Source organism: Myxococcus guangdongensis (genome assembly GCF_024198255.1).
Lineage (GTDB): Bacteria > Myxococcota > Myxococcia > Myxococcales > Myxococcaceae > Myxococcus > Myxococcus guangdongensis.
In genome coordinates, this window is sequence record NZ_JAJVKW010000005.1 from 357463 (window position 1) to 382761 (window position 25299).

Sequence of the window (25299 nt, forward strand, 5' to 3'; positions counted from 1 at the left end):
GCGTCGACATCAACCCCTGGCGCCGCGACAAGAATGGAGAAACACGAAATGCAACTGCGCAAGACGCTTGGCGCGGCGGCGCTGGTCGCCACGGCTGTACTGGCCTCCGTGGCGGGCTGCTCTGGTCGTGACGATGACGACAAGGACACTCCCGACTCCGGACCTGGTTGCACGGGCGCATGTGGCGACGCGGGCACCCCGGACTCGGGCAACCCCGACGCCGGTAGTGACGCGGGCTCCTCCGTATGTCCTGCCCCCGTCAATGGCATGGGCCCCATCGGCAACATGCGCGCCACGGGCAAGCGCGGCGACCGGGCCACGCTGACCGGCGTGGTGGTGACGGCGGTGAGCAACATCAACCGCGGCAGCGCCGGTGACTACATCGCCCGCTTCTGGGTGGTGAACCCCTGCTTCCCGAAGGAAGGCATCTACGTCGACAAGTTCTACACGGACGTCGTCAAGAACTACGAGCCCGTGGTCGGCGACGTGCTGGACATCACCGGCTTCTTCCGCCGCTTCCTCCCGAACGGTGACGACAACGTCCCCTCGGGTCGTGACGCGTACCGCCCGGTCGTCAAGAGCGACTTCCAGCTCAACGTGAGCGGCTCCACCGGCGGCCTCACCATCGACAAGCGCGGCACCACCACGGTCCCCGCGGACTTCGAGGCTCCTCCGGGCTTCGGCAACTCCGAGGGCGGCAGCACCAAGCCCAACCCCGAGGTCGCCGGCACGCGCGTCCACATCCCGGGCCCCATCACCATCACCAACGCCCGTCCGCCGGCCTTCCGCCAGTTCCCGGATGATCCGACGAACGACAACTACCTGGGCTTCGAGGTGACGGGCGGTGTGCTGGTGGCCAACTACAAGACCTACCAGACGTGCGACCTGCGCTTGTCCGCGGACGACGGCGGCACGGTGACGTTCCCCAACGGCATCCGTGGCGTCTGGGACACCTTCACCAACACGCCCTGCGCGGAGGGCACCACGACCCCCACCGCCGACGGTGGCACGCGCTTCACGTGCAACAAGTACAACGACGGCATCATCCCCGGCACGACGAACGACTACACGCACGTGCTGTACCCGATGAACTGCGACCCGGACATGGTCGGCACCGTCGCGGCGCCGTAGTCCCAGGCGCATCCCCTCGGGGATGATCCGCGCAGTCGCCGCCCCTCGCCCGTACCGGGAGGGGCGGCTTCTTTTTGGACGAACACCTCAAGACGGTGTCCGCTACCGGTCGATGTGGGCCCCCGGCTCCCCCAACCCTTTGATTGTGGGTAAGCTCGGGAAAAAGTCCAACCTGTCCCACCCTGCCAGACGCCTCGTTCCTTCCGTGAGCTCGCCCCAGACGGCCATCCCGTTCGGAAAGTACCTGCTGATCAAGCGGCTCGCCGTGGGTGGGATGGCGGAGCTGTTCCTGGCGCAGCGTCCGCCCAATCCCGAGCTCGTGGTCCTCAAGCGCATCCTCCCGTACCTCTCGGAGGAGCCGGAGTTCGTCCAGATGTTCCTGGACGAGGCGCGCATCGCCGCCCAGCTGCACCACCCCAACATCGTGCAGGTGCACGAACTGGGGAAGGAGGGCGACAACATCTTCATCGCCATGGAGTTCGTGGAGGGCGTGGACCTCCGCCACGTGGTGCTGGAGGAGTTCAAGTTCGGGGCGACGGTGCCGTGCGGCGTGGCGGCGCGCATCTGCTCGCTGGTGGCGTCGGGGCTGGACTACGCGCACCAGAGCCGGGGCGTGGATGGCCGTCCGCTGGAGCTCATCCACCGGGACGTCAGCCCGCAGAACGTGATGATCGGCTACGACGGGCGCGTCAAGCTGGTCGACTTCGGCATCGCCAAGGCCGGCGCGTTCATGGAGCGCAGCAAGCCGGGCGTCATCAAGGGCAAGTTCCTCTACCTGGCGCCGGAGCAGGTGTCGCAGGAGCGGTTGGACCACCGCGCGGACATCTTCGCGCTGGGGACCATGCTGTACGAAATCACCACCGGCAAGCAGCCCTTCTCCAAGCCGACGACGGAGGGAATCCTCTACGCCATCCGCTACGAGGACCCGACGCCGCCGCACCTGCTCCGCCCGGACTATCCGCTGGAGCTCTCGCGCATCGTCATGCGGTGCCTGACGAAGGACCGCAACCAGCGCTACCCGCGCGCGTCGGTGGTGCACGCGGAGCTGGAGGCGTTCCTCGCGTCGGGCTCGCTGCAGCAGAGCCTGGATGTGTCCGAGTACATCGCCCGGCTGATGGGCGAGGAGGAGGAGCGCACCATCCTCCACATCCCGGTGTCCAAGCCCGTGGGCCGCATGAACGCCACCGTGCCCATGGTGGCCAACCGGGTGGCGGACGCGTCCGTGCCCCAGCGCCCGCCGCCGATGGATGTCACCGCGCCCACGCTGTCCTCCACCACGCCCATGGCGGAGCCGGCGGTGGCTCAAGTGCCCGGCCTCACCGCGCGCCCCACGCCGCGTCGCCACTCCGCGGACGGGCTGCCCGCCGCCAGCTACCGGGACGAGCCCGAGCCGGCCACGCAGATGGCGCGCCCGCGCGAGCTGCCGAGCGGCGGCCGCAGTGCGCCTCCGGTGAACGAGGACGTGGACTCGGAGATGTCCACCGCCGTGCGCACGGCGCCCACGGGGTACTCGGTGCTGTCTCGGCCGGGGGACGAGGAAGACGAGGACGCGGGTGATGGCGAGTCCACCATCCCCCTGCGCGGCCGGGGCCGCACGCCGCCGCCTCCCGCGCGGCGCGCCAGCACCCACTCGGAGGTGTCCTCCGCGCAGCGAGGCCCCATCACCCCGGAGCCGCTCACCGCGCCGCCCACGGCCTCGAAGCGCTCGGCGTCGGGGCCGCTGCCGGTGGAGCCGCCGCCTCGCGCCGTCGCGCCGCTGGAGCCACCTCCCTCGCCGCGCGCGGCGGTGCTCGCGGATGCCTCCGCGCCCCGCACCCCCACGGATGCGCGCGCGCGCCGCATGTCCTCCCCGCCCACGCCGGTGGCGCCGCCGCGCCGTACGCCCACGCCGGTTCCGCAGGACCTGGACGACGGCCCTGGCGAGATGACGATGCCCCTGCGCCGCCAGTCGGTGGTGGACGCGGAGGCCTCGGTGTCGCTCACCACGCCCATGCGGCGCCTGTCTCCCCTGGACGTGGAGACGTCCGAGTCGGTGTCGCTGACGACGCCCATGCGGCGCCTGTCGCCCCTGGACGTGGAGACGTCCGAGTCGGTGTCGCTGACGACGCCCATGCGGCGCATGTCCTCGGTGGAGCTGGAGCCGTCGCAGTCGGTGTCCATCACCCCCGCGACGGTGAGCCACCGCGCCGCCTCCCGTCCGCTGATGCCCGCGGCGCGCGCTCCCGCCGTGGCGGTGGGGGACGACGACGACCACTTCCACACCGACTCCAGCCTGTCGGGGGCGCTCACCAGCCCCACGGCCTCGCTGCGCGATGGCGAGGACGACGAGTCCACCATGGGGTACGGCGGTGGCTACGACTACTCCGACACGAGCGCGACGCCCGCGCGCACCGGCTCGCGAGGGCTGCTGCTGGTCGTCGTCGGCGGGCTGCTCCTGTTGGTGCTGTTGAGCCTGCTGTGCTGGGGCCTCTACACCCGGCTCAAGGGCCCCACGCCCCTGCCCATCCCGCCGCGAGACCTCTCCCAGAAGGCGCGCGAGGAGCAGCAGTCGGCCCTCACGGTGCCGGTGCGCTCCGCGAATCCGCCGCCCGCGCCCGTCGCGGCCCCGGTGGTCGCCGCCGCGCAGCCCACCGCGGACATCGCCCCCGGCCCCGCGACGCCCGAGGCCCCGGCGCCTGTCGCCGCGCCGGAGGTCCCCGTGAAGGTCGAGCCCGCACCGCCTTCGCTGGTGGAGGTGCGCTTCGAGGCGCCCCCCAAGACGGTGTTGCGCCAGGAGGGCGGCGAGCGGCTGCCCGTCAATCGGCTCGTCAGCCTTCCCCCTGGCCCCCTCCGGGTCGATTTCGACTGCCCCGGCCGACGGACCGGACGGGGGACGAAATCCTACCTCATCGAGCAGGCAAATCCGGGACCGCTCGTCCTCCCGGTCCCCTGCAAACCGCGTCGCTAGTCGGGACGGGCGTTTGCCCGTATGGGCGGGGCTCCCCCACGGGCGGACAAGTGGGACCGGGTGGGCTCGAGTGCCATTAAGTCGTTGGATTTCCTAGGTTTTCCGCTTGGCGAGCGCATTGCGCATGTCAGACGGGGCCGTAGAATCCGGCGCTCCATGGCGCGCCTCAAGAAGCAGAAAAACATCGTGACGAAGAGGAGTTACACGGCCGGGCGGGTAGTGCGACAGCTGCCTGTCGCGCCGGAACCGAACCGGCTCTTGAAGGTCTGGAGACGCGTGCTCGAACGCCGCCTCCGCACGCGGCTGCGCGCGAAGGTGGCGGTGGAGGTCCACGACAACACGCACACCATGCTGACCTTCCAACGTCAGCGAACGATGTGGCGGCTTCGGCTGCACCACATGTTCCTGGCGGCGCCCGACGACGTGGTGCAGGCGCTCGCCAGCTTCGTGCGCAAGGGGGACCCCGAGGCGAGCGCGTTGTTGGACCGCTACATCGAGCGCAACCGCAGCTACATCCGGCGGCTGTCCCCGGCGCAGATGCGCAAGCGCATCCGGCTGGAGCCGCTGGGGCAGACGCATGACCTGGAGCGCATCTTCGACCGGCTCAACGAGCGGTACTTCGGTCGGCGCATCGACGCGGCCATCACCTATGGGCCGGCGCCCCGGGTGAAGGGGCCTCGCAAGAGCATCAAGATGGGCTCCTACTCGGCGGACTCGAAGGTCATCCGCATCCACCCGGCGTTGGACCAGCCGGTGGTGCCCCGCTACTTCGTGGAGTGGATCGTCTTCCACGAGATGCTCCACCACATCTACCGGATGCGGCGGGGCGAGGACGGGCGACGGTGCATCCATCCGCCCGAGCTCATGGAGCACGAGAAGCGCTTCCATGACTACTCGCGGGCCCAGGCCTGGGAGCAGGAGAACCTGGACCTGCTGCTGCGTGCCCGCGTCTCACCGGAGTGAGGCGCGCGGGGCCTCCCCTGGCCTTCAGGGGAGGATGAGTCCGCCTGGACTGCGCCGCTCCTGAGAGGGAGCGGCCTCGGCGGACAGGGTGGGCTCCCGGGCGCCGGAGGGTGCGGCGCCGGGGGCTCGCTGGGCGGTGGCTTCGGCGCGGGCTCCGGCCGCCGCCACCAGGCCGAGGACCTTCTCGAAGAGGCGCTCGGCGAAGCGGGAGAAGGGCTGGTCGGCGCCGTGGAACAGGCGCCGCGCCTCTCCCCGGGCCACGTCGGCCTCGCGGGCGCGGTCGGTGCGCTCGAAGAAGTCCGCCATCCGCCACAGTCGCAGGGCGTAGCGCCGGGCCATGTCCGGGGAGAAGAAGTCCTGTGCCACGGAGGCCACGGCGGACTGGAGCTGGTCCTGGCGCTGCACGTCGCTGAGGGCCAGGGGGCTGACGACGACTTCGTCCAGCTTCGCCAGCAGGCGCTTCACCACGGGCTCGGGCGGAAGCCACGCGGCCATCTCGGACGTCTCGTGCAGCAGGTCGCCCTCGCGCGAGCGTCGGACGTCATCGGGCTCGGGAGGGGGGAGGGCGGTGGGCTCGAGCTGGGGCTGGATGCCGAAGTGACGCAGGGCGACGTCCAGGCCCTCGGGGAACGGGGTGTGGGTGCGCAGGTTGAGCCCGGCGGCCTCGGCGAGCAGGGCGGCGGCCTCGTGCACGGGCAGCTCCATGGTGCCTCCCTGCTCCAGGCCTTCCTTGATGACGCGGCGCCACGCGCCCCGGCCCTTCTCGCCGAGTTGGAGTTGGATGACGCCGTGTTCGTCGGTGAGCAGTGCCTGCACCACCTCGACGCCGCCGCCGCGAATCGAGCGTCCCAGGACCAGGGCCCGCTCGCCCCGGCCGGTGATGATGCTGGCGAGGGCGGGGAGGGCATCGCTCGCGGGGATGGGGGACTCGGTGGGCGCGGGGCGCGGAGCCTCGGCCACGGCGACACCGCGTGAGCGCAGGCGGTACAGGGCCTTCTTGGCGAGCTTGGCCAGGGGCTTCAACGAGGAGGAGGACAGTCCTTCCGCGAGCGCGGGCTGGCCGGCGAGCACGGAGGCTTCGAGGAGGGCGGCGGCGAGGGGCTCGGGCAGGGCCTCCACCTCGGCGGACGTGGCGACGTGGCCTTCACGCGCGAGGGCGCGGGCGGTCTCCACCGTGTCGGCGGGGAGGTCCGGCAGGCTGGTGCCGGCGCGGAGTGCATCCAGCAGGGCGCGAGGGTCCGAGGCGGGGGATTTCATGCCGGGCCTTGTACCCCGCGCCGTGTGTCTCGGGGCATCGTCCGTGCGGGGCGCGCGACCACTGGGCCACACTCGGGATGGCGCGGGGCTCGGCGCTCATGTGCGAGTGTCGTGGTGGCACCGAAGCTCGACGAGGGACCGACCTCGGTCTGCCTCGAGCGGAGCCTGCGGCCGGACATCGAGGGCGCCGCGCTGCGTGCCAGCGCACCGGTTGGTCGCGGTCCGTCGGGGACGCGCTTCGCCTCGACCTTCGCGCCGAAGAGGTCGGCAGCCCCGCTCAGCGCCTGCGCACCAGCCAACTGCGGCCCGACTGGCCGGCGATGACGAACTCCGACTGGAGCCTCGCGCCGAACACCTGGGACGGGTGGGCGCCGCGCACCACGAAGGTGTCGTACCAGGCGCCTTGCGTGTCCAAGTCGACGTCCTGGGGTCGCCACTCCGAGGGGAAGGTGGGCGGCACCTCGCCGCGATACTTCAGCGGAGAGTGGGGCGTCGACGCGAACGTGAAGTTGGGCACGCCCCCGCGCTCGCGCGCGAGCACCGCCGCCGAGTGGATGAACACGGGGAAGCGCACCACGCGCGAGCCTGGATCATGGATGAGCCCCATGACCCGCGGCTTCGACGCCGTGGCCGACACCAGCCCCTCCCACTCCGCCGCCTCGCGTGAGAATGCGCGGAAGCCCCGGCCCAACGTGACGGCCAGCACCACCGCGCACGCCCCCGCCGCCCACCGCAGCGGCACCCGCCACGAAGCCACCGTCACCGGCGCCGTGGCCACCAGCAGCGCGGCGGCCAGGTGCGCGTAGCGCGTGTTCAGGTAGTAGACATAGCCCCGGATGTCGAACGGCAGCAGGAAGTAGAGCGCGAGCGCCAGCCCGCCCAGCCCGAGCAGCCGCGAGCGCGTCACCCAGCCTCGAGAACCCGCGCCCTCCGGACGCACCAGCCCCGCCACCCACCCCGCCAGCGCCACCGCGCCCACCGCGTACATCGCCCACCGGTCCGAGCCATCCCGGAGCGTGTTGGCGAGCACGTCGAACAGCTCCGCCCGGTTCTGCGCGAAGCTCTTCCACCCCAGGTTCTGCGGAGAGAACGTCGGCCCCCACGCCTTCCACGGCGCACCGGGCTGGATGTCGGGCGGCTCACCGAAGCGCAGCACCACCCAGCCGAGGAACAGCGCGACCCCGGGCACCACGCCCGCGAGCGCCGGCACGCGGGGCTTCAGCCTCGCGACCAGCCCCCGCGCCGAGGCGTCCTCCGGCACCGCCGTGGTGAGGAGCAGCCAGGGCAGCCCGAAGGCGAGGAACCCGAACGCCTGCACATGGAACAGCAGCACCGCCACCAGACACCCGGCCAGCCACGCCGCCCAGCGCCTGCGCCTGGGCGCGTCCTCCAGCGCGCGCACGAAGAAGCCGCAGCACAGCAACGTCAGCGGCAGCGCGGCGCAGTAGTTGATGAAGCCCCAGCCGAAGCTGTCTCCGTACGCGAAGGGCAGCGCGAGCAGCGACGGCCACGTGGGACTGCCCAGCGAGCGCAAGAGGAAGCCCAGGCTCAGCGGCAGGCCCACCACGTAGGCGGTGAGGAAGACGCGGTTGGCCAGGTCCAGCGGCAACAGCCAGTTCAGCGCGCTGACCAGGTAGTAGTACCCCAGGTACGGCGTCAGGGCGTGCCGCGCCTCGAAGAGCTGCGGGTACAGCGTGCTCGGGTCATCCAGCCGGTGGAGGACGGAGATGAGGTACAGGTGCTGCGGCAGGTCCACCATGGGCAGGTGGCGGGACACCCACAAGGGCAGGGCGCCGAGCACCAGGGCCGTCACGTGAATAAAGCGAGCGTTGGAGTTCGTCACGAGAGGGGCAGGACTGTACGCGCCGCTTCCCTGCCCGGCGAGCAGCCAACAGAGACGCTCGACGTGACGCGGCGAGGTAGACAAAGGTATGGCCGTCGACCTTGGCAGTCGTTGGGGCCTGCGCTATAGGCGCCGGAGCACGGGAGCCGAGGCCGAGGGCCTCTCGAGGAGCGCGCACATGACACGCAACGCGACGATGATGGTTGCGGCGCTGGCCAGCGGTCTGCTGATGCTCGCGCCCCGAGCGGCGAGCGCCTGCGAGGCCCACGCCCAGGCCGCGCGAGCCAAGAGCGAGCAGGCCCAGGCGCCCTCCGCGGACAAGGCTGCTGAGGCCCGTCCGGCCACGAGCGAGCAGGAGCGCCCGCTGGACGCGCTCGACTCGCTGATGGCCGCGAAGTGTCAGTGCGGCAGCAAGGCGGACTGCACGTGCAAGAAGGGCACGTGTGAGTGTGCCCGCTGCAAGCCCAAGCGGCAGGTGATGGACGCGCTGCGCGGCCAGCCCGCGGAGCTGAAGCTGGACGAGGCGCGCCGCACCGACGCGTCCGCCGGCATCTTCATCTGAGCGTCTCGGCGGAGGCCTTCTCCGCCTTGAGCACCAGCAGCGGCGGCAGCGCCACCCGCTCGAAGCGCACCAGCCCCGCCGCCCCAGCCGCCGCGCGCAGCGTGGCCTCGTTCCTGGGGTGGAGCCCCGCGCGACGGTGGAGCAGTCCCGACGCGGACCCTGGCGGCGCATACGTGCTCGCCACCCAGCGTCCCCCGGGCCGCAGCGCCCGCGCCACCTCCAGCATCAGCCGGCCCAGGTCCTCCACGTAGTGGAGCGAGTCCACCATCAGCACCGCGCCCAGCGCTCCGTCCTGGAAGGGGAGGTAGGGCGCCTTGGCTCGCAGGAAGTCCACGGTCGCGCCCGCCTCGCGCGCCTGCGCCATGCCTTCCTCCAGCATCGCGGGGCTCACGTCCTGTCCCGCGACGGGAGGGAAGCCCGGCTCACGCGCCAGCCTGCGCGCCACCAGCCCCGTGCCGCAGCCCAGGTCCAGCACCGGCCCGTCGGGCGTGCCCAGCAGGCTGCGATAGAGCAGGTACTCGCTGTCCGGGTCGAGCGGCTGACGCAGCAGCGCGCGTTGGAGGGTGGGGCGCACGTAGCGCTCGTAGGAGCGAGCCACCCAGCGGTTCTCCAGCCCGCGCTGCAGACCGGTGGACGCCGGAGGCTCCAGCACCAGGTCCGCCACACCCTCGGCCACCGGGTAGCTGGTGCGACACTCCGGACACCGCAGCGGGCCGAAGAGCAGCACGGGCGCGGGCGCCTCGGGACGCAGCGCGCCCTTGCGACAGCGGGGACATCGGAGGAGCTGGACGAGCGCGTGCCGCACTCGGGCGTCAGGCCTGGGGCGGCGGCTGGGCGACGCGCCGGTCCTCGGCCACGAGCACCGGCCAGCCCCGCGCCATCGCCTCGCGGAAGAAGGCGGCGAGCTCCCGGCGGCTGTGGTTCACCGCGCCCTGGAAGGGGTCGATGAGGGCCTCCTCACCGAGGCTGCGCGTGGCGTTGAGCTCCACCGGGGTGCCGCACCGCTCGCAGCGGATGGACACCTGGCGCACCAGCGCCACCGGCACCGCGTACCGGGCGCCGCAGTCGCCGCACTTCCACACCAGCGCGCGCTCACCGGCCTCGCGTCGGGCCAACCCCTCCAGCTCATCCGCCAGTCGCAGCAGCGCCGGCAGGTCTTGAGGCGGCTGCGCGAACACGGCGGAGGCACCGAAGCCCGCCTCGGGCGCGCCCAGCGTCGGGGGCTTGTCGCCCTGCAGCAGGGCACGCAGGCGGTCCTTCGCGCGCATGTCTCGGAACTCGGCGCCTGACAGGGCGCGCTCCACCGCCTCATGGACCGGCGGCAGGTCCGGCTCGAGGCGCTCATCGACCGGCAGCGACTGGGGGTGGTCCACCAGTCGGTGCGACGGAACTGCGAGAAATCGGAAGGCCACGGATGCTCCATTGCACCCTGGCCTTCCCGGCGCAAGACGCGAGTTGGCAAATGTCCGCTGTGACGACAGATTCCGCTCTATCTGGACCACTCCAGCATGAGCTGCAGCGGAGCGCGGGCCGCCTCTCGCAGGTCCTCCTGCATCGTCAGCTCCGGCGTGCGCTCCTTCATGCACTTCCAGAGCTTCTCCAGCGTGTTGAGCCGCATGTACGGGCACTCGTTGCACGCGCAGCCATTGTCGGGCGGCGCGGGGATGAAGTGCTTGTGCGGCGCGCCCTTCTTCATCTGATGGAGGATGCCCGCCTCCGTCACGACGATGAACTTCTGCTTCGGGCTCTTGATGACGTGGTCGAGGATGCCCTTCGTCGAGCCGATGAAGTCCGCGTGCCGCAGCACCGGGGCCTCGCACTCCGGATGGGCCACCACCTCCGCGTCCGGGTGGTTCACCTTCAGCTCCACCAGCTTCTTTTCGCTGAAGATTTCGTGGACGATGCAGCTGCCCGGCCACAGCACCATGTCCCGGCCCGTCTGCTTCATGACGTGGCGGCCCAGATGCTGGTCCGGCGCGAAGAGGATCTGCCGATCCCGGGGGACCTGATTGACGATTTTCACCGCGTTGGAGGACGTGCAGATGACGTCGCTCATCGCCTTCACCGCCGCGGAGCTGTTCACGTAGCTCACCACGAAGGCGCCTGGATGCTTCTCCTTGAAGACCTTGAAGGCCGCCGGCGGACACCGGTCCGACAGCGAACAGCCCGCCTTCAGGTCCGGCAGCAGCACCTGCCGCGAGGGATTCAGGATTTTCGCGGTCTCCGCCATGAAGTGCACGCCACAGAAGACGATGACGTCCGCCTGGGTGCGCTCCGCCGCCTGCGCCAACGCGAGGCTGTCCCCGACGAAGTCCGCCACGTCCTGGACTTCGCTCTCCTGGTAGTAGTGCGCGAGAATCACAGCGTTCATGGAACGCTTGAGCTCCTCGATTTCCCGCGCGTAATCCACCTCGGTGCCCATGGCACCTCCTTGCCTGGTCGACACTTAACTCGCCCGGCGGGGTTGGGCCACATCGTCGGAAGTTGGCTGCCGGGCGAACGGATGACCGGCGCTGGCGTTCCCTGGGTCGACTCTGCCACCGTCCCACTTCGTGCAAGCGAGGCGCATGCCCGCATCACCTGACGGCGCGGAGAGGGTAGACTGCGCGCAATCCCCCGGGTCGGCCCGGGGGGGCAGTCGCCTTGCTGTCAAGCTTGGACAAGCCACACATTCGGGGTCGAGAACACGCGATCGGCTGGTGGAGAGGGGGCGGCACCGGACCCGTGGCCGTGGGCAGGCAGTGGCCCTGTCCCTTCTCCATTTGAACGCCTTTCCCGTCGAGGAGAGAGCATGAGTGTCCCCACTCAGGACGTCCTGATTGTGCATCCGAACGAGGGCCGGCGCGCCGCGCTGGCCGAGGTCCTGGGCGTCCACCGGGTTGTCGCGGTGGAGTCCCAGGTGGAAGCCACGCGGCGCATGGAGTCCACGGCGCCCACCCTCATCATCGCTCCTCCAGAGAACGCGCGACGCTTCTTGAGACATGTCGACCGGGCAGCGCCCGAGGCCGTGCGCGTCTTCGTCTGTTCGCAGTCGGACCGCCAGGGGCTCGAGGAGCTGGTGGAGACCGCGGCCGAAGGGCACGTCTTCAATACGCTGGATGACAGCCTCACCGTGTCGGAGCTGGGCCGGCGGCTCACCAGCATCCTGCAGCACCGCTCCTCGGCGCGGGTGACGCCCGCCAGCACCCTGTCGGTGCGCTTCCGGCTCCACGGCGTGACGTACCCCGCCGGCTGCCTGGACGTGGGCAACTTCGGCGCCGCGCTGCGCGTGCCGCTCACCGCCTCCATCGGCGCGTTCATCCAGGGCACCGCGCTGGAGGACCTGGTCTTCGAGCGCCACGGCAAGGCGGTGCTCCACGTCCCGCGCGCGTTCATCCGCCACGCCCAGCAGGTCCACGCCACCCAGCAGCCCTATCTGCGGTTGGGCATCACCTGGGGCGAGGGCCTGGACGAGCCGGTGACGGCGCCGTCCTCGCGCATGCGGGACCCCGTCATCGTCCTGGCGCTCCTGCGCAAGGCGGTGCGCCGCGAGACCCCCATCTGGCTGCACTACCTGGACACCCCGTCGTCCCACTTCCGCCTGGACGCGCCCGTGGTGGAGCTGCAGGACGGGCGCGCGGTGCTGCGCGGCTTCAATGACGGCGCGTTCCCCGCGGACGTGGGGGACGTGCTGCAGCTCTCCTTCGAGGTGGGCGGACAGAGCTACTCGGGCGCCACCAGCGTGCTGCGCCGCGGCGACAACGACGTGGCGCTGAGCGTTCCGCGCTCGGTGGGGCTGCAGAACCGCCGCGGCCTGCAGCGCTTCCGGCTGGGGCCCGAGCACCGCTTCCTCGTCACGTTCCACGCGCCCATCAACGGCGAGCGCATCACCCGCTCGGTGCTGGACTTGAGCGGTCGCGGCTTCGCGTTCCCGTTCGACGCGTCCTGCGAGGTGCTGCCCGCCGGCTCCCAGCTGGAGGTGTCGCTCCTGCTGCCGGATGGCTCGGAGGTGCCGTGCCGCGCGGAGGTCCGCTCGGTGGACGCGGTCAACACCGACAGCCGGTTCGACCGCAGCCTGCGCCCGTACCGCTGCGGCGTGCGGCTGCTCGACGTGCCCACGAAGATTCGCGACGCCATCCACGACGCCTTCATGGCGTCGCGCAGCGGGGCCTCGCGCGATGGCGGCCAGGAGAAGCTGGCGGACATCTGGAAGATGATGGAGGAGTCCCACTACACCTTCCACCCGGACTACCCCTTCGGCGGCGAGTCGGGCTACCTGGACGCGCTGGAGCACACGCATCGGCGGCTCGCGGAGGCCAAGGACCTGGGCCGCTCCATCCTCTACGCGGACGCGGGCGCCATCATGGGCCACGTGGGGGGCTTGAGGATGCACTCGCGCTCGTGGCTGGTGCAGCACCTGGCGGTGCGGCCCGGCTACCACCGGCACGAGCAGATCGCCAACGACCTGACGGCGCTCGCGGTGGAGATGGGCGAGGCCATCGAGGACGTGGAGTTCCTGCGCTACATGTGGCGCAGCGACAACCGGTGGCCCAACCGGCTGGGCACGTGGCTGGCCCGCGTCATGGAGCACCGGGGCTTCAGCATGCTGCGGGCCTTCCACTACATGCGGCTGCCGTTGGAGCTGGCGCCCCAGGCCCCGGCGACGATGTTGACGGTGCGCGAGGGGACGTCCGAGGACCGCGCCTGGCTGGAGGCGCACCTTCGCGCCCGGGGCGAGGTGGTCCGCGTGCTGGCGGAGGACCTCCAGGCGGAGCCGGACGCGGAGGACCAGATGCGCGCGCGCTTCGCGGCCGCGGGGCTGTACCGCGACCGGCGCATGTTCGTCGTGGACGGGGAGCACGGCCCGCTGGCGCTGGCGCTGGTGGAGGAGGCGTCCCCGGGCCTGAGCTACATCGAGGTCACCAACGGCTTCTGGCTGGAGGTGGCGGACCGCGCGCACCCCTTGGCGAAGCAGGCGCTGGAGGCCCTGGTGCACCGGTGCATCGCCCACGCCCGCTCGCGCGGCCGGCCCTCCGCGGTGGGCCTGGTGGCGGACGAGGACGCGCCGCTGCTCGCGTCCATGGGCTTCGGGGACCAGGGGCGCTTCTGCGAGTGGATCTTCCACCGCTCCATGGTCCGCCGCTGGTGCGACCTGTGGCGCTCGCTCTTCGAGCGGCTCAGCCGCCCGCGCCGCGCCGCCGCCCAGCCGTCATCCTCCGCCGAGGAACCTTCATGTACTTGATGGAGTCCACGGAAGAGGGCCGTCGGCTGCTCGCGCAGGAAGGCGCGTCCGACAACATGAGGACCCTCCTGGGCTCCACGGGGCTCGTCACCGGGGCGCGCGCGCTCGACGCGGGCTGCGGCCCCGGTGGCATCTCCGAGACGATGGCGGACCTGGTGGGGCCCACCGGCCAGGTGACGGGCGTGGACCTCAACGAGGACCGGCTGCGCGACGCCTCCCTGCGCAACGCCCACCGTCCCTGGCTGCGCTTCCATCAGGCGGACATCCGCCGCACCGGGTTGCCGGACGCGTCGGTGGACTACGTCTGGAGCCAGTACGTCTTCGAGTACCTGCCGGACCGGCCCGTGGCGCTCGCGGAGCTGATGCGCGTCACCCGCCCGGGCGGCAAGGTCGTGGTGTCGGACATCGACGGGCTGGGCTTCCAGAACTGGCCCTTCTCCGACGCGCTGCGTGACGGGACCCAGCGCATCGTCGACGCGCTGGCCACGCGGGGGTTCGACCTGCACGTCGGGCGCAAGCTCTTCTCGGAGTTCCGCGAGGCGGGGCTCGTGGACGTGAAGGTGCACCTGCTGCCGTTCTACCTGGTGGCCGGGGCCGCGGACACCCGGCTGATGCAGGACTGGGAGGTGCGCTTCGCCGCGCTGGCGCCCGTGGCCGCGCCCGCCTTCGGAGGGATGGAACCCTACCAGGCGCATTGCCGTGACTTCCTGGCCATGTTGGCGGACCCCGCCGGACTCAAGTATGCGGTGACCCTGGTAACGGAGGGAACCCGGCCTTGAGTGACAGTGCCCCACAACGGGAAGAGTCGCAGACGCCCGACAACGCTCCCGAGGTGGGGACCCGCGCCACCTCCACGCTGCTCTTGTACTTCGAGCAGCGCTATGGCGGTGAGCGGCTGCACCGCATCTGGGAGCGCCACGGCTTCGGGCTGCCGCTGGAGTACATGCGCACGCCGACGAACTTCGTCTCGCTGCGCTTCCTCGAGCGCGTGGCGGCGATGCTCCAGCAGGAGTCGGGGGACCCGCAGTTCATGCGGCAGGCGGGGTTGTTCACCGCCTCGCCCCAGGCGCTCGGCTTCGTGTTCTACATGCTGCGCGCGGTCGGCTCGCCGCGCATGTGCTACCGGCAGACGATTGAGTTCTCCCCCAGCTACAACCGCGTGGGCCACTTCACGGTGGAGCGCCTGGAGCGCGAGCGGTTGGACCTGACGTACCGCAGCACCATCGTCGAGCAGGACCGGAACATCTGCGAGCTGCGCATGGGGCAGTTCGCCTCGTTCCCCACCATCTGGGGCCTGGCGCCCGCGGAGGTGCGGGAGCTGGAGTGCCAGGTGCACGGCGCGCCCGCGTGCCGCTACCACCTGACGTGGACGGACCCGCCGTCGCTGTGGGGCCACCACCTGGGGCTGGTGCTGGGCACGGTGTGCGGCCTCGCCGCGACGGCGGTGGGGCTGGGCCACCCGGTGTTCTGCGTGGGGGCGCTCGCCACGGCGGGCTTCGCGGTGGGCGGCTGGCTGGACGGGCGGCGCGAGCTCAAGGGCAAGGACGAGGCGCTGCGCTCGCAGAACCAGGCCATCATGGGCTCGCTGTCGGAGCTGCAGCAGCGCTACGACGAAATCTTCCGCGCCAACGTGGCCCTCGAGGACCGCGTGGCCGAGCGCACCCAGGAGCTGAAGGAGGCCAACGGCAAGCTGGGGGACGCGCTGGTGCGCCAGCAGGAGCTGGACCGGCTCAAGAGCGAGTTCTTCGACAACGTCAGCCACGAGCTGCGCACGCCGCTCACGCTCATCCTGCTGACGCTCGAGTCGCTGGAGCGCCGGGGCGAGGAGAACAACCCGGAGGTGGTCATGCAGCACGTGGCCACCATGGAGCGCAGCGCCCAGCGCCTCCTGCGCCTCATCAACAACCTGCTGGACCTGGCCCAGCTCGAGTCGGGCAAGGCGCGCCTGCGCTACCAGCCCCTGGAGCTGCACGCGTTCCTGAGCACCGTGCTGCCGCCGTTCCTCGCCATGGCGGAGCGGCAGGGGGTGTGGCTGAAGCTGGAGGGCCAGACGGTGACGCCCGTGGAGGTGGACCACGAGCGCATGGACATCGTCTTCCAGAACCTCCTGTCCAACGCGCTGAAGTTCACCCAGGCGGGCGGGGTGACGGTGCGCGTGCACGAGGACGACAAGGACGTCTGGGTGGACGTGGTGGACACCGGCCAGGGCATCTCCGCCCCGGACACGAAGGTCATCTTCGACCGCTTCGCCCAGGCGGACAACAGCGGCACCCGACGCTTCGGCGGCACGGGCATCGGCCTGGCGCTGGTGAAGGAGACGCTGGAGCTGCACGAGGGCGGCATCCACGTGACGAGCGAGCTGGGCCAGGGCTCCACCTTCCACGTGCGCCTGCCCAAGGGCCGCGCCCACATCCGCGAGGAGCTGCGGGAGCGGCGCCGCTCGGAGATGCCGGTGCGGCGCGAGCGGCGCATCTCCGGCTCGTACCCTTCCCTGGACGCGGGCGTGCCGGACAACGGGCGCAACCCGTCGGCGCTGCCCGCCAGAGATCATGCCGGGCCGGGGCCGGACGCGCCCCGCGTCCTGGTGGTGGAGGACGACGCGGAGATTCGCGGCTTCATCGCGGGGCTGCTCAAGCAGCACTACCGCGTGATGGAGGCCGTCAACGGCGAGGAGGGCCGGCAGCGCGCCCTGGCCGAGCGGCCGGAGCTCATCGTGTCGGACGTGATGATGCCGGTGCTCTCGGGCCTGCAGATGCTCGAGGCCCTGCGCTCGCATTCCCAGACGGTGGACATCCCCGTCATCCTCCTCACCGCGCGGCAGGAGGTCTCCGCGAAGGTGGAGGCCCTGGGCACGGGCGCCAACGACTACCTGGGCAAGCCCTTCAGCCCGCGCGAGCTGCTGGCGCGAATCGAGACGCAGCTGCGCCTGCGCGAGGCGGCGGTGCGCGCCGCGGAGAACGAGCGGCTGGCGGCCATCGGCCTGCTCACCTCCGGCTTCGCGCACGAGGTGCGCAACCCGCTCAACGGGTTGATGAACGCGCTGACGCCGCTCAAGGAAGTGCTGGCGGACAACACGCCGGACGCGGAGATGAGCCGCGCCATGGTGGAGGTGATGGAGGAGTGCGGCCAGCGCATCCGCCACCTCGCCGAGTCGCTCCTGTCCTTCACCCGCACCACCGACACGCCGGTGATGCTGTCCCTGGACACGCTGCTGGACTCCACGCTGGGCGTGCTGATGTGGCGCGTCCCGTCGGGCGTGACGGTGGAGCGCGCCTACGAGTGCACGCTGCCGGTGCAGGGAGACCCGGGCTCGCTCAACCAGGTGTGGCTCAACCTGCTGGACAACGCGCTGCGCGCGGTGGGCGAGCACGGCCGGGTGCGCGTGGCCACCGCCTGCCAGGGCGACGAGGCCGTCGTCACCATCAGCGACAACGGCGTGGGCATCCGCCAGGAGGACATGGAGCGGCTGTTCCAGCCCTTCTTCTCCACCCGCGCGGCGGGGGAGGGCACGGGGCTGGGACTGGCCCTGAGCCGGCGCATCGTCGTGCGTCACGGCGGTCGCATCCACCTGAGCAGCGCGCCGGGCAAGGGCACCCAGGTGGAGGTGCGGCTGCCCCTGCGTCCGCCCGGGCGCTCCTCGTCGAACGGCGGCCCCGAGGGACAGCCCGAGCCCCGCGTGGGCCGGCTGGGCTGAGCCTCCCGCGGGCGGAGGGTCGACTCGTTGCGGCGTGACGTCCGCAGGGCGGGGCGGAGGGCAGGGGAATTCTCGGCCGTCCCCGTTGTCCACTCACGCACGACTGTCGTTGGGTCTGCTACAGTCAAGTGCTCTTTACGTCACACCCCCATCCATCCACCGAAGGAAACCTCGGCATGCAAGGAACCGTCGCCGCGGGCGCTGCCCGTCAGGGGCACCCGCGAGGGTTGTACCTCCTGTTCTTCACCGAAATGTGGGAGCGCATGTCGTATTACGGCATGCGCGGCCTGCTCGTCCTATTCCTCACGAGCCAGGTCAACGGGGGCTTCGGGTGGACCAAGAGCGAAGCGCTCAGCCTCTACGGTACGTACACGGGCCTGGTGTACCTGACGCCCATCGTCGGCGGCTTCATCGCGGACCGCTTCATGGGGCAGCGCCGGGCGGTGGTGCTCGGTGGCGTGTTGATGATGATAGGCCACCTGGTCCTCGCGCTCCCCAGCGTGATGATGTTCTACGTGGGCCTGGGCTTCCTCATCATCGGCAACGGCTTCTTCAAGCCGAACATCTCCACCATGGTGGGCGGGCTGTACGCGCCGGGTGATGGCCGTCGGGATGGTGCCTTCACCATCTTCTACATGGGCATCAACGTGGGCGCGATGCTCGGCAACTTCATCTGCGGCACGCTGGGTGAGAAGGTCGGCTGGCACTGGGGCTTCGGTTCCGCCGGCGTCGGCATGTTCCTGGGCCTGATCGCCTTCCTCGCGCTGCAGAAGAAGCTGTTGGGCGAAGTGGGCCTGGCCCCCGTGAAGCCCTCGGCGCAGGCGCAGGTGGCGCAGGGCGGCGGGGAGAAGAAGGGCTTCAGCCGCGAGGAGGTCGACCGCATCATCGTCATCTTCATCATCGCCCTCTTCGTCGTCGCCTTCTGGGCGGGCTTCGAGCAGGCCGGCGGTCTGATGAACCTCTACACGAACGAGAAGGTGGACCGTCACCTGCTGTTCGGCGAGGTCCCCACCACCTGGTTCCAGAACTTCAACTCGCTCTTCATCGTCGCCCTGGCGCCGGTGTTCGCGGGGCTGTGGGGGTGGTTGGCCGCGCGCGGCAAGGACCCGAGCATCCCGGTGAAGATGGGCATGGGCCTGGTGTTCCTCTCCATCGGCTTCGTCTTCATGCTGGGCGCCTCCAACCAGAGCGAGGCGGCGGGCAAGGCGGCCGCGTACTGGGTCATCCTGGCGTACCTGTTCCACACCATGGGCGAGCTGTGCCTGTCACCGGTGGGTCTCTCCATGGTGACCAAGGTGGCGCCCCAGCGCATCGTCTCCGCGATGATGGGCGTGTGGTTCCTGGCGAACGCGGCGGCCAACAAGCTCTCCGGCGTCATCGGCGGCTACTCGGAGAAGCTGGGCGAGTTCGACGTGTTCCTCTACATCTCCATCGGCACGGGCATCGCCGGCCTCATCCTGCTGGTCGTCTCGCCCGTCCTGAAGAAGATGATGCACGGCACCGACGAGGTGCGGCCCGTCTCCGCCACCCACGAGCAGGCCCAGGGCGGCTCCTCGGTGGCCGCGGCCTGAGTGGCGGAAACGACGAGGGGCGCGCCTCCCTGAAAGGAGAAGCGCGCCCCTTGGCTTCGACGAAGCACCCGACGCCGGAGCTGCTCGAGAAGTCGAGCGCTCCGGCGTCGCTGTTTCTTCAGGCCGACTTCGCCGTGATTCCCGCCGCGTTGCGCTCCTCGGTGGGGAGCGGCGCGGACGTCTGGTACCAGTCGCGCACCACGTAGCGGCGGGCCACCAGCGCCATGCCCACGGCGGCGACCAGGGCCATGCCCGCGTAGAAGAAGAACTGCCCGGAGCCGGAGAAGACGTTGAGCGCCGCGGCGATGGCCACCGCCACGTTGGCCAGCGTGTTCGTCACCAGCCACACGCTCTGGATGGTGCCCTTCATCTGCCGGGGCGCCTGCGTGTACGCGAACTCCAGGCCCGTGGTGGACATCAGGATTTCGCCGAGCGTCAGCACCACGTACGGCAGAATCTGCCACGCGATGTTCAGCGTCGTGCCGCCCTCCATCGCCACCTGGAAGAAGCCGGCGATGATGAACGACACCGCGCCGAAGACGAGCCCCAGCGGCATGCGCCGCAGCGGCGTCAGCTCCCACCCCGAGCGCTGGAACAGCGGGTACACCACCGCCGTCAGGAAGGGGATGAGCAGCATCACCAGCATGGGGTTCACGAACTGCATCTGGCTGGGCTGGAAGACGAACCCGCCCACATTCAGGTCCATGGAGCGCGCCTGCACCACCCACGTGGACGCCTTCTGGTCGAACAGCATCCAGAAGAAGGGCACGAAGGGCAGCATCAGCCCGCTCACCCGGAACACCGCCTTGGCGCCCTCCACGGCCTCCTCGGGGTGCGTGGCCTTGGCGCCGTCCAGCCAGTGGCCGCCCTGTCCCTTGTTCTTCAGCGCGCTGCCCACCACCTTGAAGAACGAGTGCGGGTTGGCCCCCGTCGGCGGCACCATCACGTAGTGGCGCCGGCCCGCCCAGAAGATGAGGGTCGCGATGAACATCAGCACGCCCGGGATTCCGAAGGCGACCGACGGCCCGAAGTTCTTGAGCAACAGCGGGATGAACAGCGACGCGAAGAACGAGCCGAAGTTGATGGTCCAGTAGAAGATGGCGAAGAGCTTCTTCACCAGGTGGCTGTTGGACTCGTTGAACTGGTCTCCAGCCATGGCCGCGACGCACGGCTTGATTCCGCCGCTGCCCACGGCGATCAGCGCCAGGCCCGTGTAGAAGCCCGTGGCGTTGTTCTCGAAGACGGCGAGCAGCGCGTGGCCGATGCAGTAGACGATGCTCAGCCAGAGGATGGTGCGGTACTTCCCGAAGAAGCGGTCCGCCAGGTACCCACCGATGAGCGGGAAGAAGTACACCCCCGCCATGAAGGTGTGCATCAGGCTCTTGCCCTGGGCCTCGCGCAGCCCCGTGTCGGGCACCGCGTTGCGCAGCAGGTAGTCGATGAGGAACACCGTGAGGATGTTCCGCATCCCGTAGAAGCTGAAGCGCTCACACGCCTCGTTGCCGATGATGAACGGTATCTGCGGCGGGAACTTGTTGTTCTGCGGTACCGCGGGACTCTCAGCCATGAGTCGGGGTGCTCCCTGGTGGAGAAAGGTGGGGGCGCCTGGAAGGCAAGGGGCCCAACCCTACCCAACGCGCGCGCGGGACTCCACTGAAGGCCCGCGTCCCACGTCACTCCGCCACCCCGAGCGGCCCCTCCCTCCACGGTGGGGCGGCCTGGGCCTGGCAGCCCACCTCGCCCGTGCCGCGATGCGGCGTGCGTCACGGGCCCCGCACCCATGGCGCAGCGGCACCGGAATTCTCGCGCGAGCTTGCCCCGTGCGTTCCGATGCGAGTGCGTGTTTATTGATGCAACTTAAGCGGGCTGGGCCTGTTTGACAGGAATTGATGAGGCCCTATCATATGACACGCGGCTGAAACTGATTTCGCGTCTCACACCCCACCTGTGAAGTCTTCCTCCAAGGTGGACGGGGGGTAAGGGGTGAATGAAGGCACCCCTGCCCCCCGCTCCATGTTGCTGGAAGCGGCTGGTGTGTGTGTGTTCAGCCCGTCGCGCCGGACTGTGCGGGCCTGGTGTCCGCCACGCGCTTGCCCACGCGCGCGCGCCGCGACTTGCCCAGCACGTGCGCCAGGTAGCGGCCGGTGTGGCTGGCCTGCACCTTGGCCACGCTCTCCGGGGTGCCCACGGCGAGCACCTGGCCTCCGCCGGCGCCGCCCTCGGGGCCCATGTCGATGAGCCAGTCCGCGCTCTTGATGACATCCAGGTTGTGCTCGATGACGAGCACGCTGTTGCCGGCGGCCACCAGCCGGTTGAGCACGGACAACAGCTTGCGGATGTCCTCGAAGTGCAGGCCCGTGGTGGGCTCGTCCAGGATGTAGAGCGTGCGGCCGGTGGCCACGCGCGCCAGCTCACGCGCCAGCTTGATGCGCTGGGCCTCGCCGCCGGACAGGGTGGGGGAGGGCTGGCCCAGGCGGATGTAGCCCAGGCCCACGTCGCCCAGCGTCTGCAGCACGCGCATGATGTCCTTGTGCGCGCCGAAGTGCTCCTGGGCCTCGCGCACGCTCATGTCGAGCGTCTCCGCGATGTTCTTGCCCTTGTAGCGCACGCGCAGCGTCGCTTCATTGAAGCGCTTGCCGTTGCAGACCTCGCACGGCACGTACACGTCCGCCAGGAAGTGCATCTCCACCAGCTTGACGCCGTCGCCCTCGCACGACTCGCAGCGGCCGCCCTTGATGTTGAAGCTGAAGCGGCCCGGCCCGTAGCCGAACGCGCGCGCCTCCGGCGTCATCGCGAACACCTCGCGGATGGCGTCGAACACCTTGGTGTACGTGGCGGGGTTGCTGCGCGGCGTGCGGCCGATGGGCCGCTGGTCGATGTCGATGACCTTGTCCAGGTGCTCGAAGCCCAGCACCGCCTTGTGCTTCCCGGGCGACTCGCGGCTGTCGTACAGGTGCCTGGCCAGCGCGGGGTAGAGGATTTCGTTGATGAGCGTGGACTTGCCCGCGCCGGACACGCCGGTGACGGCGGTGAAGATGCCCAGCGGAATCACCGCGTCCACATCCCGGAGGTTGTTCTCCTTCGCGCCTTGAATCACCAGCTGGTGCTTGGGATTGGGCGCGCGGCGCTCCTCGGGGATTTCAATCTCCAGCCGCCCGGAGAGGTAGCCGCCGGTGAGGCTGTTCTCGTCCGCCATCACCTGCTTGGGCGTGCCCTGGGACACCACCTGACCGCCCAGCTCACCCGCGCCCGGGCCGAAGTCCACCAGCCAGTCCGCGTCCTCCATCGTCTCCTCGTCGTGCTCCACGACGATGACGGAGTTGCCCAGGTCCCTCAGGCGCTTGAGCGTGGTGAGCAGCTTGCCGTTGTCGCGCTGGTGCAGGCCGATGGAGGGCTCATCCAGGATGTAGATGACGCCCGTCAGCTCGCTGCCCATCTGCGACGCCAGCCGGATGCGCTGGCTCTCGCCGCCCGACAGCGTGGACGCGGTGCGGTCCAACATCAGATAGCCCAGGCCCACGTCGACCAGGAAGGACAGACGGCTGCGAATTTCTTTCAGCAGCTCGGTGGCGATCTTCCGCTCGTGCTCGGACAGCGCCAGCGCGCCCAGGAACGCGAGCGCGTCCGCGATGGTCAGGCGGCTCAGCTCGACAATCGAGTGCGCGTGGACCTTCACCGCGCGGCTCTCGGGGCGCAGGCGCTCGCCCTTGCAGGTGGGGCAGGGCTTGTTGCTGAAGTACTTCTGCAGCTCGGTGCGGCGGGCCTCGGACGTCGTCGTCTTGAAGTTGCGCATCATGCGCTCGACGAGTCCCTCCCACTCCATCTTGTACTTGCCGTTGTCGCCCCACTCGACGGTGAAGCTCTTGCCCTTGACGCCGTTCATCAGCGTGTCGCGCTCGCGCTTCGACAGCTTCCCGTAGGGCACGTCCAGATCGATCTTGAACGCCTTGGACAGGCTCTCCACGAAGTCCGCCGTCCAGCCCTCGCCGCGGTTCATCCCGTTGGCCCAGGGTTCAATCGCGCCGTCGCGGATGCTGCGAGACGGGTCCGGCACGATGAGGTCCGGGTCCATCTCCGGCCGGGTGCCCAGGCCGTTGCAGTCCGTGCACATGCCCAGCGGGTTGTTGAAGGAGAACGACGCGGGCGTCAAATCCCCGAAGGAGATGCCGCAGGAGGGGCACGCGTTGAGCTCGCTCATCACCCGGTCCGCGCTCGCCGCGCCCGTCTCGTTGGTGATGATGAGCGTGCCCTTGCCCTCGCGCAGCGCGGTCTCCACCGAGTCCGTCAGCCGCGTCTTGATGTCCGCCTTGAGCACCAGCCGGTCGATGACCAGCTCGATGTCGTGCTTGGACTTCTTGTCCAGCTCGATGCGCTCCTCCAGGCTCTTGAGCGCCCCGTCGATGCGCGCGCGGGAGAAGCCGCGCTTCTGCGCCTCGGTGAGGAGGTCCTTGTGCTCGCCCTTGCGGTTCGTCACCAGCGGCGCCAGCACCTGGAGCTTGCTGCCCGAGGGCATCTTCAGGATTTCGTCGACAATCTGCTGCGCGCTCTGCTTGCCCACCTTGCGGCCGCAGTTGGGGCAGTGCTGCACGCCGATGGAGGCGTAGAGCACGCGCAGGTAGTCGTGCACCTCGGTGACGGTGCCCACCGTCGAGCGGGGGTTGTTGCTGGCCGCCTTCTGCTCGATGGAGATGGTGGGCGACAGGCCCCGGATGGTGTCGTACTTGGGCTTCTCCATCTGCCCCAGGAACTGGCGGGCGTAGGCGGAGAGGCTCTCGACGTAGCGACGCTGGCCTTCCGCGTAGAGCGTGTCGAAGGCGAGCGAGCTCTTGCCGGAGCCGGAGACCCCCGTGAAGACGACGAGCTTCTTCTTGGGGATGTCCAGGGAGACGTTCTTGAGGTTGTGCTCCTTGGCGCCTCGGAGGGAGATGACGTCGGGCTCGGACATGATGGGCGGGCGATCTACCACTGAATAGGTGTTCCGGTGGTGGAAAAACCTGGGGAGGCGGGTGGATGGTCCTCAACGCGTGGCGTTGCGCTCCCACTCCCACCCGTGCCGGCCGCCCGGGCGAGCGGCCATGCGCCGCTGGAGCCCCGCCCGGGATTCCGGTAGAGGGGCGCCTCCTCCTATGTCCTCCCGCTGGGTCCTCCCCGTGCGCTACCGCGGCACGCCGCTGCTCGTCTTCGCGAGCGTGCTGTTCGCGGTGATGGCGTTGTGCACCCGCCTGCTCGCCGGCCGCCTGTCCCCGGGCCAGGTGGCGTCCGGGCGCTTCGCCATCGGCCTGCTGTTCCTCGCGTTGTTCTTCCCGCTGACGCGGCGCAGGCCCCGCTTCGGGCGGGTGCACCTGTGGGCGCTGCGCGGCATCTTCGGCGGCGCGGCCGTCTACCTCTACTTCGTCGCGCTGGACCGGCTGTCGGTGGGGCCCGCGGTGCTGCTCAACGCGTGCTGGCCCATCTACGCGGCCATCATCGGCTGGCTGTTCCTGGGCGAGCGCGTGACGGGGGCGCTGCTCGCGGGGCTCGTGCTCACCACGGTGGGCGCGGGGCTCGTCATGTGGAGCACGGTGGCCCAGGACGTCTCGCTGACGCTGGGGCTGGGCGCGTGGGCGGGCATGGCGTCGGCCGTGCTGGGCGGCGCGGCCGTGGTGGTGATACGCGCGCTGCGGCACGAGACGGACGCGGCCACGGTGTTCCTCTCCTTCTGTCTGTTCGGCCTGCTCTTCAGCCTGCCCTTCGCGCTCGCGGACTGGAGGCCGCTCGGCTGGGATGTCGTGCTTCCGCTGCTGGGCGTGGGCGTTTCCTCCGTGGTGGCGCAGATGGCCTTCACGTATGCCCTGGGCTACGTCACTGCGGTGGCCGGCGGGGTCGCCACCCAGTCGACGCCGGTCTTCTCGTGGGTGCTCGCGGCGCTGCTGCTGGATGAAGCCGTGTCCCCCCTGGCCGTGACGGGCGCCCTGGTGTGCATGGTGGGCGTCCTGTGGGGAACGGGCGTGCTGGAGCGCCTGCGCGCCCCGCAGTCGAGGCCCGCGCCCTGAGGTCCGCCGGTGCCCAGGGCGGGCTGGTGGTTTGTCCTGACTGTCACCTGGCGTTCCTGAAGTAATTCCAGTCCTACC

16 protein-coding genes are annotated in these 25299 nt (G+C 70.1%); 9 read left to right on the top strand and 7 right to left on the bottom strand.

Annotated features, from left to right (window positions below):
- Positions 1 to 48 precede the first annotated feature (48 nt).
- The 3 genes from LXT21_RS18060 to LXT21_RS18070 all read left to right on the top strand — a co-directional run bounded on the left by LXT21_RS18060 (position 49) and on the right by LXT21_RS18070 (position 5041).
- A complete protein-coding gene (locus LXT21_RS18060; RefSeq protein ID WP_254039386.1) occupies positions 49 to 1131 on the top strand; it encodes a hypothetical protein in 1083 nt (360 codons plus the stop codon).
- 205 nt (positions 1132 to 1336) lie between these two features.
- Positions 1337 to 4078 (top strand): serine/threonine protein kinase, encoded by a 2742-nt coding sequence (locus LXT21_RS18065; protein ID WP_254039387.1) that lies wholly within the window; start codon positions 1337 to 1339, stop codon positions 4076 to 4078.
- 156 nt (positions 4079 to 4234) lie between these two features.
- Positions 4235 to 5041, top strand: coding sequence for a hypothetical protein (locus LXT21_RS18070; RefSeq protein WP_254039388.1), 807 nt, complete (start codon positions 4235 to 4237; stop codon positions 5039 to 5041).
- A gap of 24 nt (positions 5042 to 5065) precedes the next feature.
- Here the strand turns inward: LXT21_RS18070 and LXT21_RS18075 are convergent, their stop codons facing one another.
- Positions 5066 to 6298, bottom strand: coding sequence for a hypothetical protein (locus LXT21_RS18075; protein ID WP_254039389.1), 1233 nt, complete (start codon positions 6296 to 6298; stop codon positions 5066 to 5068).
- A gap of 277 nt (positions 6299 to 6575) precedes the next feature.
- The gene (locus tag LXT21_RS18080) at positions 6576 to 8141 is read right to left on the bottom strand and encodes a hypothetical protein (protein WP_254039390.1); all 1566 of its coding nucleotides are present in this window, start codon (positions 8139 to 8141) and stop codon (positions 6576 to 6578) included.
- Positions 8142 to 8319: 178 nt separating this feature from the next.
- On the opposite strand from LXT21_RS18080, the gene LXT21_RS18085 reads away from it, so the two are divergent.
- Positions 8320 to 8703, top strand: coding sequence for a metallothionein (locus LXT21_RS18085; RefSeq protein WP_254039391.1), 384 nt, complete (start codon positions 8320 to 8322; stop codon positions 8701 to 8703).
- Here LXT21_RS18085 and LXT21_RS18090 read toward each other — a convergent pair.
- From LXT21_RS18090 to nadA, 3 genes are all read right to left on the bottom strand, one after another.
- Positions 8696 to 9508 (bottom strand): methyltransferase domain-containing protein, encoded by an 813-nt coding sequence (locus tag LXT21_RS18090; protein WP_254039392.1) that lies wholly within the window; start codon positions 9506 to 9508, stop codon positions 8696 to 8698. The genes LXT21_RS18085 and LXT21_RS18090 overlap by 8 nt on opposite strands.
- A 7-nt stretch (positions 9509 to 9515) precedes the next feature.
- The gene (locus LXT21_RS18095) at positions 9516 to 10115 is read right to left on the bottom strand and encodes a zinc-ribbon domain-containing protein (protein WP_254039393.1); all 600 of its coding nucleotides are present in this window, start codon (positions 10113 to 10115) and stop codon (positions 9516 to 9518) included.
- A 77-nt stretch (positions 10116 to 10192) separates the two neighbouring features.
- Complete coding sequence (nadA, locus tag LXT21_RS18100) at positions 10193 to 11125, bottom strand: quinolinate synthase NadA (RefSeq protein WP_254039394.1); 933 nt, start codon at positions 11123 to 11125, stop codon at positions 10193 to 10195.
- 369 nt (positions 11126 to 11494) lie between these two features.
- Here nadA and LXT21_RS18105 point away from each other — a divergent pair, with 369 nt between their 5' ends.
- The 4 genes from LXT21_RS18105 (at position 11495) to LXT21_RS18120 (ending at position 19189) form a co-directional block, all read left to right on the top strand.
- Positions 11495 to 13924 (top strand): PilZ domain-containing protein, encoded by a 2430-nt coding sequence (locus LXT21_RS18105; protein ID WP_254039395.1) that lies wholly within the window; start codon positions 11495 to 11497, stop codon positions 13922 to 13924.
- Positions 13915 to 14703, top strand: coding sequence for a methyltransferase domain-containing protein (locus LXT21_RS18110; RefSeq protein ID WP_254039396.1), 789 nt, complete (start codon positions 13915 to 13917; stop codon positions 14701 to 14703). Before LXT21_RS18105 ends, LXT21_RS18110 begins: the two co-directional genes overlap by 10 nt.
- Positions 14700 to 17618 (top strand): ATP-binding protein, encoded by a 2919-nt coding sequence (locus LXT21_RS18115; protein ID WP_256571725.1) that lies wholly within the window; start codon positions 14700 to 14702, stop codon positions 17616 to 17618. The genes LXT21_RS18110 and LXT21_RS18115 overlap by 4 nt, the downstream gene beginning before the upstream one ends.
- Before the next feature lie 176 nt (positions 17619 to 17794).
- On the top strand, positions 17795 to 19189 hold the full coding sequence (locus LXT21_RS18120; protein WP_254039397.1) for a peptide MFS transporter: 1395 nt from the start codon (positions 17795 to 17797) through the stop codon (positions 19187 to 19189).
- A 118-nt stretch (positions 19190 to 19307) separates the two neighbouring features.
- On the opposite strand, the gene LXT21_RS18125 is transcribed toward LXT21_RS18120, so the two are convergent.
- Both LXT21_RS18125 and uvrA read right to left on the bottom strand, forming a co-directional pair.
- The gene (locus LXT21_RS18125; protein WP_254039398.1) at positions 19308 to 20756 is read right to left on the bottom strand and encodes a POT family MFS transporter; all 1449 of its coding nucleotides are present in this window, start codon (positions 20754 to 20756) and stop codon (positions 19308 to 19310) included.
- 477 nt (positions 20757 to 21233) lie between these two features.
- Positions 21234 to 24134 (bottom strand): excinuclease ABC subunit UvrA, encoded by a 2901-nt coding sequence (uvrA, locus tag LXT21_RS18130; protein WP_254039399.1) that lies wholly within the window; start codon positions 24132 to 24134, stop codon positions 21234 to 21236.
- Between the two features lie 181 nt (positions 24135 to 24315).
- Here uvrA and LXT21_RS18135 point away from each other — a divergent pair, with 181 nt between their 5' ends.
- Positions 24316 to 25221, top strand: coding sequence for a DMT family transporter (locus LXT21_RS18135; protein ID WP_254039400.1), 906 nt, complete (start codon positions 24316 to 24318; stop codon positions 25219 to 25221).
- Positions 25222 to 25299 lie beyond the last annotated feature (78 nt).